The 17,836-nt window shown below is 75.0% G+C and carries 15 protein-coding genes and 1 tRNA gene; 14 read left to right on the forward strand and 2 right to left on the reverse strand.

Annotation, left to right across the window (positions count from 1 at the left end; translation table 11 throughout):
* The first annotated feature begins 392 nt into the window (after positions 1–392).
* Genes ssd through ND486_RS05190 form a run of 7 tightly spaced genes read left to right on the forward strand, consistent with a single transcriptional unit; the run spans position 393 to position 5,346 of the window.
* Complete coding sequence (ssd, locus tag ND486_RS05160; RefSeq protein WP_251783075.1) at positions 393–1,484, forward strand: septum site-determining protein Ssd; 1,092 nt, start codon at positions 393–395, stop codon at positions 1,482–1,484.
* On the forward strand, positions 1,481–2,638 hold the full coding sequence (locus tag ND486_RS05165) for a TadA family conjugal transfer-associated ATPase (protein WP_251783076.1): 1,158 nt from the start codon (positions 1,481–1,483) through the stop codon (positions 2,636–2,638). Before ssd ends, ND486_RS05165 begins: the two co-directional genes overlap by 4 nt.
* Complete coding sequence (locus tag ND486_RS05170; RefSeq protein ID WP_251783077.1) at positions 2,632–3,453, forward strand: type II secretion system F family protein; 822 nt, start codon at positions 2,632–2,634, stop codon at positions 3,451–3,453. The genes ND486_RS05165 and ND486_RS05170 overlap by 7 nt, the downstream gene beginning before the upstream one ends.
* Complete coding sequence (locus ND486_RS29570) at positions 3,450–4,163, forward strand: type II secretion system F family protein (protein WP_251783078.1); 714 nt, start codon at positions 3,450–3,452, stop codon at positions 4,161–4,163. Before ND486_RS05170 ends, ND486_RS29570 begins: the two co-directional genes overlap by 4 nt.
* A gap of 58 nt (positions 4,164–4,221) precedes the next feature.
* Entirely contained in the window at positions 4,222–4,422 is a 201-nt protein-coding gene (locus tag ND486_RS05180) for a DUF4244 domain-containing protein (protein WP_208823421.1), read from the forward strand.
* Positions 4,400–4,915, forward strand: a complete 516-nt coding sequence (locus ND486_RS05185) for a TadE family type IV pilus minor pilin (protein ID WP_251783079.1) — start codon at positions 4,400–4,402, stop codon at positions 4,913–4,915. The genes ND486_RS05180 and ND486_RS05185 overlap by 23 nt, the downstream gene beginning before the upstream one ends.
* Entirely contained in the window at positions 4,912–5,346 is a 435-nt protein-coding gene (locus ND486_RS05190) for an Rv3654c family TadE-like protein (protein WP_251783080.1), read from the forward strand. The genes ND486_RS05185 and ND486_RS05190 overlap by 4 nt, the downstream gene beginning before the upstream one ends.
* Before the next feature lie 374 nt (positions 5,347–5,720).
* On the opposite strand, the gene ND486_RS05195 is transcribed toward ND486_RS05190, so the two are convergent.
* Positions 5,721–8,264 carry a DEAD/DEAH box helicase gene (locus tag ND486_RS05195; protein ID WP_251783081.1) on the reverse strand — a complete coding sequence of 848 codons (2,544 nt, stop codon included), beginning with the start codon at positions 8,262–8,264 and terminating at the stop codon, positions 5,721–5,723.
* 367 nt (positions 8,265–8,631) lie between these two features.
* Between ND486_RS05195 and ND486_RS05200 the strand changes: the two genes are divergently transcribed.
* The 5 genes from ND486_RS05200 to topA all read left to right on the forward strand — a co-directional run bounded on the left by ND486_RS05200 (position 8,632) and on the right by topA (position 16,156).
* The gene (locus tag ND486_RS05200; protein WP_251783082.1) at positions 8,632–10,935 is read left to right on the forward strand and encodes a sodium-translocating pyrophosphatase; all 2,304 of its coding nucleotides are present in this window, start codon (positions 8,632–8,634) and stop codon (positions 10,933–10,935) included.
* Positions 10,936–11,054: 119 nt separating this feature from the next.
* Positions 11,055–11,660, forward strand: a complete 606-nt coding sequence (locus tag ND486_RS05205) for a hypothetical protein (protein WP_251783083.1) — start codon at positions 11,055–11,057, stop codon at positions 11,658–11,660.
* Between the two features lie 74 nt (positions 11,661–11,734).
* Positions 11,735–12,337, forward strand: a complete 603-nt coding sequence (locus ND486_RS05210; protein WP_062399624.1) for a hypothetical protein — start codon at positions 11,735–11,737, stop codon at positions 12,335–12,337.
* Between the two features lie 75 nt (positions 12,338–12,412).
* Entirely contained in the window at positions 12,413–13,003 is a 591-nt protein-coding gene (locus ND486_RS05215; protein WP_202417815.1) for a hypothetical protein, read from the forward strand.
* Positions 13,004–13,234: 231 nt separating this feature from the next.
* Complete coding sequence (topA, locus tag ND486_RS05220) at positions 13,235–16,156, forward strand: type I DNA topoisomerase (RefSeq protein WP_308215808.1); 2,922 nt, start codon at positions 13,235–13,237, stop codon at positions 16,154–16,156.
* A 68-nt stretch (positions 16,157–16,224) separates the two neighbouring features.
* Here topA and ND486_RS05225 read toward each other — a convergent pair whose 3' ends face one another.
* A complete protein-coding gene (locus tag ND486_RS05225; protein WP_178374803.1) occupies positions 16,225–16,698 on the reverse strand; it encodes a GatB/YqeY domain-containing protein in 474 nt (157 codons plus the stop codon).
* Positions 16,699–16,736: 38 nt separating this feature from the next.
* Here ND486_RS05225 and ND486_RS05230 point away from each other — a divergent pair, with 38 nt between their 5' ends.
* Together ND486_RS05230 and ND486_RS05235 are read left to right on the forward strand one after the other, a co-directional pair.
* The gene (locus ND486_RS05230; RefSeq protein WP_226364720.1) at positions 16,737–17,687 is read left to right on the forward strand and encodes a metallophosphoesterase; all 951 of its coding nucleotides are present in this window, start codon (positions 16,737–16,739) and stop codon (positions 17,685–17,687) included.
* A gap of 37 nt (positions 17,688–17,724) precedes the next feature.
* A tRNA-Pro gene (locus tag ND486_RS05235) sits at positions 17,725–17,798 on the forward strand.
* Positions 17,799–17,836: the final 38 nt, after the last annotated feature.

Below are 17,836 nucleotides of genomic sequence, written 5' to 3' on the forward strand. Positions count from 1 at the left end.
ATGGGCGCGACCGGCATGTTCCGGCTACAGTTGACCGAGCTCGGACGTGGTCCGAGCGGGTTCAGCTCGACCCCCCGGGGCTGAACCGCCCGACGGCCCCCGCCAATCCCCCCTGGCGGGGGTCGTCCTACGTCCGGGGTCGGACGACACGGTCGTGTCGGTCGCCCGCCTCCCCGGCGCTCCGGTTCTGCTCCTCCGTGGCGCGCCCGCGAGGGCCCTCCCCCGTGCTCCATCCTCCCGCACGACACCGACGGAACCGGTGGGTTGTCCACAGGTCGGGCCGTTTCCACCACGTTGTCCACAGGCCCGCGATCGGGGCCGTCGGGGCCGTCCCGGGACCGCACGCTCGACACCGGGGCCCGCACCGGCGGGCCGGTGTGGAGGACGACGCGATGGACCGGCGCTGCCTGATCGTGGCCGACGATCCCGAGCTGCTCGACGCGCTGCTGCGGCTCGCCGCGGCAGCCGACATGGACGCCCAGCGCGCGGTCGACGCGGCCGACGCCCGCCGTGCCTGGGCCCGCGCACCGGTCGTGCTGCTCGATCGGGCCGGGGCCCGGCGCTGCGGTGAGGCCGGTTTCCCACGCCGCGACGGCGTCGTGATCACCGTCCCCGGCGAGCCCGCCGCGGAGGACTGGCGGATCGCGGTCGCCCTCGGCGCGGACCGGGTCGTGCAGCTTCCCCAGGGCGAGGCCGGGCTGGCCGGGATCCTCGCCGACGCCCGGGAGCGCGCGGCGGGCGACGGGCGGGCCGGCCGGGTGCTGGCCGTAGTCGGCGGCAGCGGTGGGGCGGGCGCCTCGGTGCTCGCCACCGCCGTCGCACTGACCTCCGCGCGGGCCGGGGAGTCCGCGCTGCTGGTCGACTGCGACCCGCTCGGCGGCGGCCTCGACCTGATGGTCGGTCTGGAGCAGGAGGCCGGGCTGCGCTGGCCGGAGCTGTCGGTCGGCGACGGCCGGGTGCGCGCCGCGTCGCTGCACGCCGCGCTGCCGCGGGCCGGGTCCGGACGCACCGCGTTGTCGGTGCTGTCCTGCGCGCGCTCCCCGCACGGCCCCGAGCCGGCCGCGGTCACCGCGGTCCTCGACGCCGGGCGTCGCGCGGGCGGCACCGTCGTGTGCGACCTGCCCCGCTACCCCACCGACGCCGCACTCACCGCTCTCGGCACCGCCGATCTGACCGTCCTGGTGGTCCCCGCCGGGCTGCGGTCCTGCGCCGCGGCCGCCCGGGTCGCCGACGTGCTCGCCGAACACGCCCGGGCCGTGGAGCTGGTCGTGCGCGGGCCGTCCCCCGGCGGCATCACCCCCGACGAGGTCGTCGCCTCCCTCGGGCTGCCGCTGCTCACGACCATGCGCCCGGAGCGGGACCTCGCCGGTGCCCTCGAACGGGGGCGACCCCCCGGCTCCGGGCGGGGCCCGCTCGCCACCGCGGCCCGGGCCGTGCACGAGCGTCTCTCCGGCTCGGCCGGCTCCCGGCGGGTGGCGTCGTGAACCCGCTGGTCGACCGGGTGCGGGCCCGACTGGCCGACGCCGGCGGCGAGACCGGGCCGGCCGCCGTCGCCGCGGCGGTGCGGGCCGAGTCCGGTGGGGTCGCGTCCGATCTGGACGTCCTCGCCGCGCTCCGCACCCTGCGCCAGGAGTTCACCGGAGCGGGCCCGCTCGACGCGCTGCTGCGCGATCCGGCGACCACCGACGTGCTGGTCACCGCGCCCGACGCCGTCTGGGTCGACCGCGGCGACGGGCTGCGCCGCACCGGCATCACCTTCACCGACGAGGCCGCGGTCCGGCGGCTCGCCCAGCGCCTGGCGCTCGCCGCGGGCCGCAGGCTCGACGACGCGAGTCCCTGCGTCGACGGCAGACTCCCCGACGCCGGGGTCCGGCTGCACGCCGTCCTCCCACCGGTGGCGGCCGCCGGGACCGCGATCTCGCTGAGGGTGCTGCGCCCCGCCGGACACGACCTGGCCGCCCTCCGGCGGACCGGCACCCTCGACGCGACCGGCGAGGCCCTGCTGCGCGCGATCGTCGCCGCCCGGCTGGCCGTGCTCGTGGCCGGTGGGACGGGCAGTGGCAAGACCACGCTGCTCAATGCGCTGCTGGGCGCGGTCGACCCGGGCGAGCGGCTCATCACCGTCGAGGACGCCGAGGAGCTCTCCCCGCGCCATCCACACGTCGTGCGGCTGGTCGCGCGGCCGCCGAACATCGAGGGCTCGGGTGGCGTGCCGCTGCGCGAGCTGGTGCGTCAGGCGTTGCGGATGCGTCCGGACCGGCTGGTCGTCGGCGAGGTCCGCGGCGCCGAGGTGTGCGACCTGCTGGCCGCGATGAACACCGGTCACGACGGCGGCGGCTGCACCGTGCACGCCAACTCGGTCCGCGAGATCCCGGCCCGGATGCGCGCGCTCGCCGGGCTCGGCGGCATGTCCCCCGCCGCGCTCGACGGGCAGCTGACCGCGGCCGTCCAGGTCGTACTGCACATGCGACGCCGCCCCGGCGCCGGCCGGACGCTCGACGAGATCGGCGTGCTGGGCCGCTCCGACGACGGCGCCCCCCGCGTCACCGCCGCCTGGAGCCGCGGCAGCGGGGCCGGACCGGGCCGCGACGAGCTCGCCACGCTGCTGTGCGAGCGCGGGGTCGGTGTGCCGTGCTGAGCACACTGCCCGGGACAGCGCAGGGCGTGGCGGTCCCCACCCTGCTCGCGCTGGCGGTGCTGGCACTGCCTGCGGCCCCGGGCCGGTCCCGGTGGCGGGCCCTGACCGGCACCGCGGCCGGCCTCCCGACGGCCCGGCTGCTCGCCCCGCCGTTGCCCCTGCTCGCCGCGCCGCTGGGGTGGCTGCTCCTGGGCCCCGCCGGTGCGGTGTGCGCGGCGGGGGTGGCCTGGGGTGCGCGGCGCCGGGTCGCCGCGCGCCGCGCCGCGGAACGGGCCGGGTCGACGGCGGCCGAGCTCGCCGACGCGCTCGCCCGGATCACCGACGAGCTGCGCACCGGCGCGCACCCCGCGGCCGCACTGGCCGGACACGTGCACGACGGGCCGCTCGCCCGCGTGCTGCTCGAGCCGGCCGCCGTCGCCGCGCGGATCGGTGAACCGGTACCGGAGGCACTGCGCCGGACGGCGCGGGGGCCCGCCCGGCGCGACGTCGAACGGGTCGCAGCGGCCTGGGAGCTCGCCGACACCCACGGCGCCCCGCTCGCCGACCTGCTCACCGGGCTGCTCGACGACATCCGCTGGCGGATCGCGCACGGCGCCCGGGTGCGGGCCCAGCTGGCCGGACCCCGGGCGACGGCGTCGGTGCTGACCGGGTTGCCGTTGGCCGGGATCGGTCTCGGGCAGCTCATGGGTATCGCGCCGCTGACCGTGCTGCGCACCGGCCTGCACGGGCCGGCGCTGCTGCTGACGGGGGTCGTCCTCACGGTCACCGGGGCGGCGTGGGCCGACCGGATCCTGCGTGCGGCGGTGCCGACGTGACCGCGGCCGCGCTCGGGCTCGCCGCGCTCGCCCTGGCCGTCGGCGGCGGGCGTCCCGGGACGGGACGGCTGCGCGGGCTGCGTGCCGTCGTCGGCACGGCTGCGGCCGCGGCGCCGCCCCGCACGGCGGTCCTCGCACTGCTGGTCCCCGCCGGGGCCGCACTCGGCGGAGCCCTCGGCGGGGCGGGTGGCGCGGTCGTCGGCGCGGCGACGGGCGGCGGGCTGCTGTGGCTCGCCCGGCAGGCGGCCCGCGGGCCGGCCGCGCCGGTGGACTCCGCGGACCTGGCCGCCGCCTGGGACCTCCTGGCGACGTGTCTGGCCGCCGGTCTCGCCGTCGCGGACGCCGTCGGAGCCGCGGCCCGGCGGCTCGACGGCCCGGCCGGTGAGGCGCTGCGCCGGGTCGCGGGCCTGCTCGCCCTGGGCGCCGACCCCGACGACGCCTGGGCCGCCGCCGCCCCGGTCCCCGAACTCGCCGGGTTCGCCCGCGCGGCGGGCCGGTCGGCCCGTACCGGTGCCGCCCTCGGACGCTCCGCCGCGGCGGAGGCGGCCCGGCTGCGCGCCGGTCTGGCGGACCTCGCCGAGGAGCGGGCGCAGCGCGCCGCGGTCCGCATCACCGCCCCGCTGGGGCTCTGCTTCCTGCCCGCCTTCCTGGTCCTCGGCATCGTGCCGGTCGTGATCGGGCTGGCCGGGGAGGCGTTCGCGCGGTGGTGACCACCGCCGCGCGGCGACCGGGTCCGCACCCCGCGGGCCCCCGACGAAGGAGACACCGATGACCCCCACCCGTTCCCAGCTGCACCGCCGGCTGCACGCACTCGCCTCCGACGACGACGGCATGTCCACCGTCGAGTACGCCGTCGGCACCGTCGCGGCTGCGGCGTTCGCCGCGCTCCTCTACGCGATCGTCAGCGGCGGCGACGTCCTCGCCGCCCTCACCGGGATCGTGCAACGTGCGCTGTCCACGACGCTCTGACCCCCACCGCACCGGCCGCGGCGGTCACCCCACCGTCGGCCGGGGTGCAGCCGTCGGCGCCACGAACGGCCTGGCGAACTCCGCGGCGGACGACGACGGTGCGGTCACCGTCGAGGCGGCGCTGGCGCTCGGCACCCTGGTCGCGGTCACCGCGGCGGCGGTCGGAGCCGTCGCCGCGGTGGCGGCCGGGGTCCGCTGCACCGACGCCGCCCGCGAGCTGGCCCGCCAGGCCGCACGTGGCGACACCGAACGGGGCCGGGCCGTGGCCGCGCAGCTGGCCCCGGCCGGGGCCGAACCGGAGCTGCGTCTCGACGGCGATCTCGTCGTCGTGACGGTGCGGGTCCAGCCGGTCGGGCTGCTGCCGGTCACGATCAGCGGCACCGCGAGCGCCGCGGTCGAACCCGGCGTCGCGACCGACGCGGCCCGGTCCGGGGCCCAGGCGGCCCGGCCCGGCGTCACAGCCGGGTCGGCCCCGCCCGGCGGCGCGTCATGAGCCGCCCGGCCCCTCCGCGCCGGGGCGACGACGCGGGCGTCGCCTCGGTGTGGGCCGCGACGGCGGCGGCGGTGCTGCTGCTCGTCGGCATCGTCGGCGTCGACCTGGCCGCCGCCACCCGCTCCCGGCACGTCGCCTCCGCCGCCGCGGACCTGTCCGCGCTCGCGGCCGCCGGCCGATCGGTGGACGGCACGGCCGCTGCCTGCGCCCGTGCCGCCGACCTGGCCGACCGCAACGGCGCCGAGCTCCTGACCTGCCGCCTCGACGGCTGGGACGCCCTGGTCGAGACCCGGGTCGCCTGGTCGGGGCTGCTCCCGCTGCGCGGTCCCGCGCGGGCGAGGGCACGTGCAGGCCCGGCTCCCGTGGACACCGGCCCGCCCCCGGCGAGCGGGACCGTGGACGGTTCCGACCCCACCGCGGAGCCGTCGTGAACTCCCCCGGACGTGATCACGATCTCGGTGAGCGGTCCACGCCCCCGGATGAACGGACGGCGAACCCCGGAGCACACCGTCATCACGAGTGCTTACGACGAACGTCCCAGCGCGACCGCGTTTCGTCGTGGGGGCCTGACCGATCACCGACGTCGCGCGGCCCGCATCTGGTCACCGTCGCGACACTCGGGCCTACTGGGAGTCGCAGGGACGGGCAGGGTCCGGTCCGCTCCCGCCACGAAGACCACGCTCCCCAGACAGCGACGACGTCGGAGCGCCCCTGGCGCCCCCGTCCGATGTCGTCGCACGTGGTTGCCACCGGCCCGCCCCCGCCCCCGACGGGCGGGCCGGTGGTACCCCGTCCGGTTCCGCGATCATCGCGAACCGGTCGGGGCACCGCCTTCCAGCGCGGCGAGGACCAGGTCCAGCACCTGCACCGCCCCTGTCTTGTCCAGCGGGTTGTTGCCGTTGCCGCACTTCGGGGACTGCACGCAGGACGGGCAGCCCGTGCGGCACTCACAGTCCCGGACCGCGGCGCGGGTCGCCGTCAGCCACCGCCCCAGCACCTCGTGGCCGCGTTCGGCCAGGCCCGCGCCTCCGGGGTGCCCGTCGTGCACGAACACCGTCGGGAGCCCGGTGTCGGGGTGCAGCGCGGTGGACAGGCCACCGATGTCCCAGCGGTCGCAGATCGCGAACAGCGGGAGCAGACCGATCGCGGCGTGCTCGGCGGCGTGCAGTGCGCCGGGGAGGCGTGCCTCGTCGATGCCGGCGTCGGCGAGCGCGTCGGGGTCGATCGTGTACCAGACCGAGCGGGTGTCCAGGCTCTGCGGCGGCAGGTCCAGCGCCGTCTGGTCGAGCACCGTCCCGTCCGGGGTGCGTCGCCGGTAGGCGACGACCTGGCTGGTCACCGTGGTCGCGCCGAAGCAGACCTGCACCGGTCCGTACCCGCGGTGCTCCATCACCTCGAGCACGGTGACGTCGGAGACCGACTGGGCCTCGGTGCGCCAGTCCGGGTCCTCGGCGTGGACGAGCGCGACGCCGTCGTCGAGGTCGAGCTCGTCGACGACGAAGCTGTCGCCGCGGTGCAGGTACACCGCACCGGAGTGGATGGTGCCCGGAGCCGAGCCGCCGTCGACGGTGCCGAGCATCCGCCCGGTCGCCGCCTCCACCACGGCGACCTGCCCGAGCCCGGAGCCCCGGATGTCGACGTGCGCGGCGGGGGCGTCGCCGGTGTCGGGCCAGAACCAGCCGTGCGGTCGTCGGCGCAGCACGCCCTCGTCGACCAGGGCGTCGAGGACCTCCACCGCGGGGGCTCCCCCGAAGATCTCCTCGACGTCGACCGTGGTCAGTGGCATCTCCGCGGCCGCGCACGCCAGCTGCGGCGCGAGCACGTACGGGTTGACCGGATTGAGCACGCAGCTCTCCACGGGCGCCCCGATCAGCGAGCGCGGGTGGTGCACGAGGTAGGTGTCGAGCGGGTCGTCGCGGGCGACGAGCACGACGAGCGCCTCGTCGGCGGCCCGTCCGGCGCGCCCGGCCTGCTGCCAGAACGACGCGCGGGTGCCCGGGAAACCGGCCTGCACCACGGCGTCGAGCCCGGAGATGTCGACGCCGAGCTCGAGCGCGTTGGTGGTCGCGACCCCGAGCAGCTCGCCCGACATCAGGTCGGCCTCCAGCGCGCGGCGTTCCTCGGGCAGGTAGCCGCCGCGGTAGGCGGCCACCCGCGCGGCCAGCTCCGGAGCGATCTCGGCGACCTGGCGCTTCGCACCGAGCGCGGTGAGCTCGGCGGCCCGCCGGGACCGGACGAACGCCAGGGTGCGGGCGTCGGTCAGGACGAGGTCGGCGAGCATCCGGGCGACCTCGGCCCCGGCCGAGCGGCGGACCGGCGCCCCGTTCTCCCCGGTGATCTCGGCGAGCAGAGGCGGCTCCCAGAACGCGACGGTGCGCCCGGCGTGCGGGGACCCGTCCTCGGTGACGGCGACGACGCCCCGTCCGGTCAGCCGGGACGCGAACTCCTCCGGGCGGGCCACCGTCGCCGACGCGAGCACGATCACGGGACGCGCGCCGTAGCGCGCGGCGAGGCGCAGCAGCCTGCGCAGCAGCAGTGCCACGTGCGAGCCGAACACCCCCCGGTAGGTGTGGCACTCGTCGACCACGACGTAGCGCAGCCGGCGGAGGAAGGTCGTCCAGCGTCCGTGCCGGGGAAGGATCGACCGGTGCAGCATGTCCGGGTTGGAGAACACCCACCGGCAGTGCCTGCGGACCCAGTCACGCTGGTCCATGGGGGTGTCGCCGTCGAACGCGGCGGGCCGGACCCCGTCCGGGGCGAGCCCGTCGAGGGACCGCAGCTGGTCGGCCGCGAGTGCCTTGGTCGGGGCGAGGTACAGCGCCGTGGCCCGCGGGTCCTCGGCCAGCCCGGCGAGCACCGGCAGCTGGTAGACCAGCGACTTCCCCGACGCCGTCCCCGTCGCGACGACGACGTCGGCGCCGGAGTGCACCAGCTCCGCACCCTGCGCCTGGTGCGACCACGGGCGGGTCACGCCGCGGGCCGCCCAGGCCGTGCGCAGCGGCTCGGGCGTCCAGCCCGGCCAGTCGACGGGGTTCCCGGCCCGCGCCGGGATCCGCACGACGTGCCGCAGCGGGTCGTCGACGGCGCCGACCCCGTCGTCGACGGAGCCGCGGGATTCGTGAGAACGGTCGGAACCGCGGAGACCGTCAGGACCGTCGAAGCCGTCCTGCGCGGCGAACATCCCGGCACCCGGCCCCGGCCCCGGCGCGTCCGTGTCGGCGGCACCGGACGCCCACGTGGTGTCGGCGCGGGCCGGGTCGAGCCCCGAGCCCGCCAGCACGCGACGCAGCAGCTCCACCCCGCGCTGCGACCCGTCCGGGCCCTGCGTGCTCTCCGCCGTCGCTCCCACGACCGACCACGATGGCACAGATGTTCGAACGCTCCGCCGTCGCTCCCGGTGGCCGACCCGAACCGCCGGCCCGCAGCCGGTCGGATCGCGGAAGTCGTTGCACCGCAGTTGATCTGCAGGTTCCCGGATTGCGTCGCGACATCGTGTGGGATTGATCACTTTTGCCAGTTCGTTACGTCTTGTGATCCCAATCGCACTGAGGGATGCACCACACTCCTAGACTGCACCAGCCCGGTCACCGGTGGACGCCGCCCGGGCCCAGTCGACGCCGACGAGGCCGTCGCCGCCCGGACGGGTCGAGCCACACCGGCCCGTCCCGGCCGCCGGGGACCTCGCCGGCCGGATCCTTTCCACCGGGAGGACACGGATGTCCCAGCCCACCTACCTCGCCCAGGGCCTCGAGCTCGGCGGCGGGGACCTCGCCATCGTCGGCGTGGTCGCGGTGGTCGCCCTCGTCGCCCTGGTCGTCGGCGGTCTCCTGTTGCGGGAGGTGCTCTCCTACGGCGAGGGCACCCCGAACATGCAGGAGATCGGCCGCGCGGTCCAGGAAGGCGCCACGGCGTACCTCAACCGTCAGTTCCGCACGCTCGCGATCTTCGCCGCGATCGTGTTCGTCCTGCTCTTCGCGCTCCCCGCCGAGGACCTCGGCGAACGCATCGGCCGGTCGATCTTCTTCGTCGTCGGCGCGGTCTTCTCCGCGATCATCGGCTACCTGGGCATGTGGCTCGCGACGCGCGCGAACATCCGGGTCGCAGCCGCCTCGCGCGAGACGGGCGGCCGCGAGAAGGCGACCCGCATCGCGTTCCGCACCGGCGGCGTCGTCGGCATGTTCACCGTCGGCCTCGGCCTCTTCGGGGCCGCGATCGTCGTGCTCGTCTACGCCGGCCAGGCGCCCCGCGTCCTGGAGGGCTTCGGCTTCGGCGCGGCACTGCTCGCGATGTTCATGCGGGTCGGCGGCGGCATCTTCACCAAGGCCGCCGACGTCGGCGCCGACCTGGTCGGCAAGGTCGAGCAGGGCATCCCCGAGGACGACCCCCGCAACGCGGCCACCATCGCCGACAACGTGGGCGACAACGTCGGCGACTGCGCCGGCATGGCCGCCGACCTGTTCGAGTCCTACGCGGTGACCCTGGTCGCCGCGCTAATCCTCGGCACCGCGGCGTTCGGTCTGCAGGGACTGCTGTTCCCGCTGATCGTCCCCGCGATCGGCGTGATCACCGCGATCCTCGGCGTCTACCTGACCAAGGCCCGCGCCGGGGAGAACACCCTGCGCGCGATCAACCGCAGCTTCTACCTCTCGGCGCTGTTCGCCGGGGTGCTCTCGATCGTCGCCGCCTACGTCTACCTCCCGGGCACCTTCGGCGAGCTGCTGAACCCGACCGACACCAGCGTCGTCGGCCTCGCCGGCGACCCGCGCCTGATCGCCTCGGTCGCGGTCGTCATCGGCATCGTGCTGGCCGCGGTCATCCTCAAGCTGACCGGCTACTACACCGGCACCGAGGACCGTCCGGTCAAGGACGTCGGCGAGTCCTCGCTGACCGGCGCGGCCACCGTGATCCTGTCCGGCATCTCGATCGGCTTCGAGTCCGCCGTCTACACCGCCCTCGTCATCTCCGCGGCCGTCTACGGCGCGTTCCTGCTGTCCGGCTCGATCGTCGTGTCGCTGTTCGCGGTCGCGCTGGCCGGTACCGGCCTGCTGACCACGGTCGGCGTCATCGTCGCGATGGACACCTTCGGCCCGGTCTCGGACAACGCCCAGGGCATCGCGGAGATGTCCGGCGACGTCGAGGGCGAGGGCGTCGACATCCTCACCGAGCTCGACGCGGTCGGGAACACCACCAAGGCGATCACCAAGGGCATCGCGATCGCGACCGCGGTGCTCGCCGCGACGGCGCTGTTCGGCTCCTACCGCGACGCGATCAGCCAGGCCCTGGCCGGGGTGAACATCGCCGCGCAGGACGCCGGGACGGCCTTCGCCTACGAGGTGTTCAGCCCGAACACCCTGGTCGGTGTGATCATCGGCGCCTCGGTGGTCTTCATGTTCTCCGGTCTCGCGGTCAACGCGGTGACCCGCGCCGCGGGCGCGGTGGTCTACGAGGTGCGCCGCCAGTTCCGCGAGCACCCCGGGATCATGGACCGCACCGAGCGCCCGGAGTACGGCCGCGTCGTCGACATCTGCACCCGGGACTCGCTGCGCGAGCTGGCCACCCCCGGTCTGCTCGCCATCTTCGCCCCGATCGCGGTCGGGTTCGGTCTCGGTGTCGGCCCGCTGGCCGGCTACCTGGCCGGTGCCATCGCGACCGGTGTCCTGATGGCGATCTTCCTGGCCAACTCGGGCGGCGCCTGGGACAACGCCAAGAAGCTCGTCGAGGACGGCAACCACGGCGGCAAGGGTTCCGACGCCCACGAGGCGACGATCATCGGCGACACCGTCGGCGACCCGTTCAAGGACACCGCGGGCCCCGCGATCAACCCGCTGATCAAGGTCATGAACCTGGTCTCGGTGCTGATCGCCCCGGCGGTCGTGGTGCTGTCCACCCCCGACGCCAACCCGGTGATCCGGATCGTCATCGCGATCGTCGCCGTGGTGATCATCGCGGCCGCGGTGGTGGTCTCGAAGCGGCGCACCTCGGCGATCACCGACACCCCGGCCGAGAGCTCGGTCGGCTGACCGACACCTCGCAGGACCACGGCGGCCGCTCGTCCCATCGGGACGGGCGGTCGTCCTGCGTCGCGGGACGATTCGGATACTCTCCGCCGGACGGCAGTGATCACCCCGACGGAGGAGCGATGCGGACATCGCGAGGTCTCGCCGGACTCCTCGTCGCCCCGGCCGTCCTGCTGGCGGGCTGCGGCCCCTCCGGGCCGACCGTCGAGCAGTGGACCGAGTCGATGTGCGCGGCCGTGCTGCCCTTCGTCCGCACCGCCGTCGACACCCCCGGCGAGACCCCGGACCCCGCGCAGCGGCTGCGGGCCCTCTCGGACTACCTGACCCGCACCACCCAGGCCGCCGACGGCGCGCTGGGCGACCTGGACCGGCTCGGCCCGGCCCCCGTCGACGACGGCGAGGCCCTCTCCGCACGGCTCCAGGGCGGGCTCGGCGAGATCCGCTCGGCGTTCTCCGGGGCGCGTTCGCGGGTCGACGCCATCGACCCGGCCGACCCGGCCGCGGTGCAGCGCGACCTGCCCGCCGCGCTGGAGCCGCTCGCCCGCCTCGGCGGCACCACCGGACCCCTCGACGAGGTCACCGGCAACCCGGCGATCGCCTCGGCGTTCCGGGCCTCGACAACCTGCACAGATCTCACCCGGTCGGCGGAGCAGGCCCGCGCCACACCACCGCCCGGCGCACCCGCTGCTGCTCCGAACGGGCCAACCGGGGAGGGTGGAAGCAGCTGACCGGCGACGGCGTCCTACCGTCGACCACTGTCCGTGCCCCGGGCCCCGACGGGCCCCGACCCTGGAGCCCGACGATGGCCACCCCCCGCCCGGCGCGAACCGCCCGGGTCCTGCTCCCCACCCTGCTCGCCGCGCTCCTGGCCGGCGGCTGCGCGTCGAGCGTGGCCGGCACCCCCGCGGCGGACCCGGCTCCGCGGCCGACCGCGGGCGTCGGCGCCGACCCGGTCGCCTGGGGCGACAAGGTCTGCGGCGCGACCCTGGCCTACTACCAGCCGCTCAACACCCCGCCGAACTACGACGGCGCCGACCTCGCCGGCATCAAGACGCGGCTGTCGGAGTACCTCGGCAAGGTCGCGGCCGGCATCGACACCGGCAAGAAGCAGCTGACCGCGGCCGGCGAGTCCCCGGTGAGCGGCGGCGACGCGTGGGCGACCGCGGTGCGCGACATGCTCGACCGGTCCGGCACGACGATCGCCCAGGCCAAGAAGGACGTCGACGCGATCGACCCGAACGACGTCCAGGGCTTCAAGGGCAAGCTCGACGGCGCCCAGCAGAAGCTGCGGACGATCTCCGGTGCCCAGGGCCTGGACAAGATCGGCCCGACCCCGCGGCTGGACAAGGCGTTCGCGACCGCGCCGAAGTGCGTCGCCCTCAAGAAGATCAACGGTCCCGCCTGACCCGGCGCGTCACCCGTCCGGCGCTCCCTGCTGGGCAAGCTCGAACATGCGTTCTATGCTTCGCGGGTGCCGCAGATGTCGCTGTTCTCCGCGGAGGCCCGGCCGGCCGGGCTGACCGACCTGGCCGGGCTGCTCTGCGGGCCCGGGCGGATCGAGCGGTTCGGCGCCGGTGACACGGCCCGGTTCGACGTCCCGCTGCCGATCGAGGGGCGCGAGACGGCGCTGGCCGCGCTGGCGGCGGCCCGCGGCGTCACCCTCGCCCCCGGCGCGTCCGGGATGCGCAGCGCGTTCCGGCGCGACCTGGTCCCGCTGGCCCGCGCCTGGTGCACGCCGGACGGGCGCAAGCAGATCCCGCCGGACTTCCAGCTCGACGGCGCCACACTCCGGCTGTGGGCGCTCTCCGCGGGCACCCCCGACCTGCGGGGCGGGCACCTGCTGCTGCTCGACCCGCAGGCCCCGTGGACGCACGGCCCGCTGATCGCCGCCGCCACCCGGGCCGGCCTTCCCCCGGCACGGCTCGCCCCGGGGGAACACGGCGCGCCCGGCCCGGCGTTGCGTCTGCACGGAGCGCGCCGACTGGCCCGACTGGTGGAACTGGTGGGCCCCGCGCCGCGGATGACAAGCCCGACCGAGTGGCCCCGGCACCATGGCCGACCGGCCGCCTGACCTGCCGAACCACGGCCGGGTCTACGCTGGCGACTCGCCCGCTCCCAGTGGCACGAGCCACGACACGGGGCGACGACGGTGTGAGATCGTGCGATCGTCGACCCCGGAGAAGACGCTCAGCGCAACCGTCCCGGCACGCTCCGGGACCGCACGGTGTAACAGTGCGGGGTCGGGAAACGGCTACGACGTCGCAGGGACCGCGACGCAGCCGAGGAGATGAGGTAGGACCACGTGGCAGCAGCGACAACGGGAACGACGGGTTCGGCACGCACGTCGGGGGGCAGCACGCGCAAGCCGACCTCGACGGCGAACGCATCCGGCCGCCCGACGCGCCGCCTGGTGATCGTCGAGTCCCCCAGCAAGGCGAAGAAGATCCAGCCCTACCTGGGCAACGACTACGTCGTCGAGTCCTCGGTCGGTCACATCCGTGACCTGCCGCGCGGCGCGGCGGACGTCCCGGCCAAGTACAAGGGCGAGTCCTGGGCGCGGCTCGGCGTCGACGTCGACAACCAGTTCAGCCCGCTCTACATCGTCACGCCGGAGAAGCGCAGCACCGTCTCGGAGCTGCGCGAGGCGCTGAAGACCGTCGACGAGCTCCTGCTCGCGACGGACCCCGACCGTGAGGGCGAGGCCATCGCCTGGCACCTGCTGGAGACCCTCCAGCCGAAGGTCCCGGTCCGGCGGATGGTCTTCCACGAGATCACCGAGTCGGCGATCCGCGCGGCCGCCGAGAACACCCGCGAGCTCGACCAGCACCTCGTCGACGCGCAGGAGACCCGCCGCATCCTGGACCGCCTCTACGGCTACGAGGTCTCCCCCGTGCTGTGGAAGAAGGTCATGCCGAAGCTGTCGGCGGGCCGCGTCCAGTCGGTCGCGACCCGGCTGATCGTGCAGCGCGAGCGGGACCGCATCGCGTTCCGCTCCGCGGAGTACTGGGACATCGCCGCGACCCTCGACGCCGGGGAGAAGGCCACCCCGCGCTCGTTCGGTGCGCGGCTGCTGCAGGTCGACGACAAGCGCGTCGCCACCGGCCGCGACTTCGACTCGCTCGGGCAGCTGAAGAAGGGCTCCGCGGAGGTCGTCACCCTGAACGAGGCCGAGGCGCGCCGCCTCGCCGAGGGGCTGCAGGACCGTCCGATGGAGGTCGCGTCGGTCGACTCCAAGCCCTACACGCGCAAGCCGTACCCGCCGTTCATGACCTCGACGCTGCAGCAGGAGGCGGGCCGCAAGCTGCGGTTCTCCTCCGAGCGCACGATGCGCAGCGCGCAGCGTCTGTACGAGAACGGCTACATCACCTACATGCGTACGGACTCGACGACGCTGTCGGCGACGGCCATCGAGGCGGCCCGCTCGCAGGCCCGTGAGCTGTACGGCGACGCCTACGTCGCGGACTCGCCGCGCCAGTACACGCGCAAGGTGAAGAACGCCCAGGAGGCCCACGAGGCCATCCGTCCCGCCGGCGAGACCTTCCGGACCCCGGGTGCCATCGCCCGCGAGGTCGACGGCGACGACTTCCGCCTGTACGAGATGATCTGGCAGCGGACCATCGCCTCGCAGATGAACGACGCCCGCGGGACCACCGTGAGCGTCCGGATCGCGGGCACCGCGGGGACCGGCGAGAAGGTCGTGTTCGCGTCCTCCGGCCGCACGATCACCTTCCCCGGCTTCCTCAAGGCCTACGTCGAGACCCTCGACGACGAGGCCTCGGGCCAGCAGGCCGACGACGCCGAGTCCCGGCTGCCCGAGCTGACCGAGGGCCAGCCGTTGACCGCCACCGAGCTGGTGCCCGACGGGCACTCCACCAGCCCGCCGTCGCGGTTCACCGAGCCCGCGCTGGTCAAGGCGATGGAGGAGATGGGGATCGGCCGGCCGTCGACGTACGCGTCGACGATCAAGACGATCCTCGACCGCGGCTACGTCTGGAAGAAGGGCTCCGCGCTCGTCCCGTCCTGGGTGGCGTTCGCCGTCGTCGGGCTGATGGAGCAGCACTTCGGCCAGCTCGTCGACTACGACTTCACGGCCGCGATGGAGGACGACCTCGACTCCATCGCCTCCGGTGACGACTCCCGCGTGCACTGGCTGTCCGGGTTCTACTTCGGCACCGACGGCGCGAGCAGCGGCTCGGAGATCGCCCGGGCCGGTGGGCTGAAGAAGCTCGTCGGGTCGAACCTGGAGGAGATCGACGCCCGCACGGTGAACTCGATCCCGATGTTCGCCGACGCGGCGGGCAACGACGTCGTCGTCCGGGTGGGGCGCTACGGCCCGTACCTGGAGCGGATCGTCGACGGCGAGTCCCAGCGCGCGAACCTGCCCGACGACCTGGCCCCGGACGAGCTGTCCGAGGAGATCGCCGAGAAGCTGTTCTCGGTGCCGCAGGAGGGCCGCAAGCTGGGCACCGACCCGGTCACCGGCCACGAGATCGTGGCCAAGGAGGGCCGCTTCGGCCCCTACGTCACCGAGCTCCTGCCCGAGCCCGAGGTGCCCGAGGGCGCCAGGAAGAAGCCGGCCAAGCCGAAGCCGCGCACCGGCTCGCTGTTCAAGTCGATGACGGTCGACACCATCACCCTCGAGGACGCGCTGCGGCTGCTGTCGCTGCCGCGGATCGTCGGTACGGACCCGGACTCCGGTGACGAGATCACCGCGCAGAACGGCCGCTACGGCCCGTACCTGAAGAAGGGCACGGACTCGCGGTCGCTCTCCGGCGAGGAGCAGCTCTTCACGGTCACCCTGGAGGAGGCCCTGGAGATCTACAAGCAGCCCAAGCAGCGGGGCCGCGCCGCCGCGGCGCCGCCGCTGCGCGAGCTGGGCGAGGACGCCTCGACGAAGAAGAAGATGGTGATCAAGGACGGCCGGTTCGGCCCCTACGTCACCGACGGCGAGACCAACGCCAGCCTGCGCAAGGGCGACTCGGTCGAGGAGATCACCGACGAGCGAGCCTCCGAGCTGCTCGCGGAGCGGCGGGCGAAGGCCCCGGCGAAGAAGACGACGACCCGCAAGCCTGCGGCGTCGAAGAGCACGGCGGCCAAGGGCACCGCGGCCAAGACCGGGACCCGTACCGCCGCGGCGAAGAAGACGACGACCCGCAGCACCGCGGCCAAGACCACGCCGACGAAGTCGACCGGGACCCGGACACGCAAGACCCCGACGACCTGAGACCGGTGACGACGACGGGCCCCGCTCCGGATGAACCGGTGCGGGGCCCGTCGCGTCGGCGGGGCCGGTCAGCCCGCGGCGAGGGCCTTCTTCACGGCGGCGGCGACGCGGCCGCCCTCGGCGCGGCCCGCCGCGGCGGCGTTCGCCTTCTTCATGACCTGGCCCATCTGCTTCATGCCGGGCTTCTCCCCGGTCTCGGACTCCACCTCGGCGACGGCGGCGGTCGCCAGGGCGGCCACCTCGTCGTCGTCGAGCTGGGTCGGCAGGTACCGGGCGAGGACCTCGCCCTCGGCGCGCTCACGGTCGGCGGACTCGGGGCGGCCGCCGTCGGCGAAGGCCTGGGCGGACTCGGCGCGCCGCTTGGTCTCCTTGGTGATGACCGCGCGGACCTCGTCGTCGGAGAGCTCCCGGGCCGTGTCACCGGCGACCTCGGCGTTGCCGATCGAGGTCAGGACGGATCGCAGGGTCGTCCGGACCAGCTCGTCCCTGGCCTTCATCGCGGTGGTCAGGTCGGCCCGCAGCTGCTCCTTGAGGGTGCTCACGGGTCGCCACGATAGTCCCGCGACGTAGGCTGGATCGCGTGAGTATCGCCGGGACCCTCGCCCGTACCGCCGCCGGCGCCGCCCTGCTCGGAGCGTCGGGCATCGGGTACGCGGCGGGGATCGAGCGGCGGCACTGGACGCTGCGCCGGGTCGAGCTGCCCGTCCTCGACGAGGGTGCGCGGCCGCTGCGGATCCTGCACCTGTCGGACTTCCACCTGACGCCGGGCCAGCGCAGCAAGATCCGGTGGATCGCCGCGCTGGACGAGCTCGACCCGCACCTGGTGATCGACACCGGGGACAACCTGGCGCACCCCGACGCCGTCCCGGGCGTGCTGACAGCGCTGGGGAGGCTGCTGGAGCGGCCGGGCGCGTTCGTGTTCGGCAGCAACGACTACTACGGCCCCACCCCGAAGAACCCGGCCCGCTACCTGCGCCGCGGGGACACGAAGCGGGTGCACGGGGCGGACCTGCCCTGGACCGACCTGCGCGCCGCGTTCCGCGAGCACGGCTGGGTCGATGCCACCCACGCCCGGCACGTGCTCGAGGTCGACGGCCGGACGGTCCGGATCGCGGGCGTCGACGACCCGCACCTGAACCTGGACCGCTACCCGCGCATCGCCGGCCACGACGCCGACGCCGACCTGCGCATCGGGCTGACCCACTCCCCCGAGCCGCGGGTGCTCGACGGCTTCGCCGCCGACGGCTACGACCTCGTCCTCGCCGGACACACCCACGGTGGACAGCTGCGGCTCCCCGGCTACGGCGCGCTCGTCACCAACTGCGGGATCGACCGGTCCCGGGCCCGCGGGGCGAGCCGCTGGGGCAGCCGGATGCGGCTGCACGTGTCGGCCGGGCTGGGCACCTCGCCGTACGCGCCGGTGCGCTTCGCGTGCCCGCCGGAGGCCTCGCTGCTGACCCTCGTCCCCCGCACGACCGGCCCCGATGCGCGGACGGGAACCCCCGCGCAGGCCTCGGAGGGCATCGGGTAGAGTTCTCCACGGCTCACGGGGAGACCCGGGTGTCCATCGGGGTGTGGCGCAGCTTGGTAGCGCGCTTCGTTCGGGACGAAGAGGTCGCAGGTTCAAATCCTGTCACCCCGACAACACGAAGGCCCAGGTCCGGCGGACCTGGGCCTTCG

This window comes from Pseudonocardia sp. DR1-2 (assembly GCF_023717215.1).
In the GTDB taxonomy this organism is placed as follows: domain Bacteria; phylum Actinomycetota; class Actinomycetes; order Mycobacteriales; family Pseudonocardiaceae; genus Pseudonocardia; species Pseudonocardia alni.

Bases quoted from the DNA above. Each gene is read 5' to 3' on its own strand.
- ssd (WP_251783075.1), top strand. From the start codon at position 393: ATGGACCGGCGCTGCCTGATCGTGGCCGACGATCCCGAGCTGCTCGAC.
- ND486_RS05180 (WP_208823421.1), top strand. From the start codon at position 4,222: ATGACCCCCACCCGTTCCCAGCTGCACCGCCGGCTGCACGCACTCGCC.
- ND486_RS05190 (WP_251783080.1), top strand. From the start codon at position 4,912: ATGAGCCGCCCGGCCCCTCCGCGCCGGGGCGACGACGCGGGCGTCGCC.
- ND486_RS05200 (WP_251783082.1), top strand. From the start codon at position 8,632: ATGTCCCAGCCCACCTACCTCGCCCAGGGCCTCGAGCTCGGCGGCGGG.
- ND486_RS05205 (WP_251783083.1), top strand. From the start codon at position 11,055: ATGCGGACATCGCGAGGTCTCGCCGGACTCCTCGTCGCCCCGGCCGTC.
- ND486_RS05210 (WP_062399624.1), top strand. From the start codon at position 11,735: ATGGCCACCCCCCGCCCGGCGCGAACCGCCCGGGTCCTGCTCCCCACC.
- ND486_RS05215 (WP_202417815.1), top strand. From the start codon at position 12,413: ATGTCGCTGTTCTCCGCGGAGGCCCGGCCGGCCGGGCTGACCGACCTG.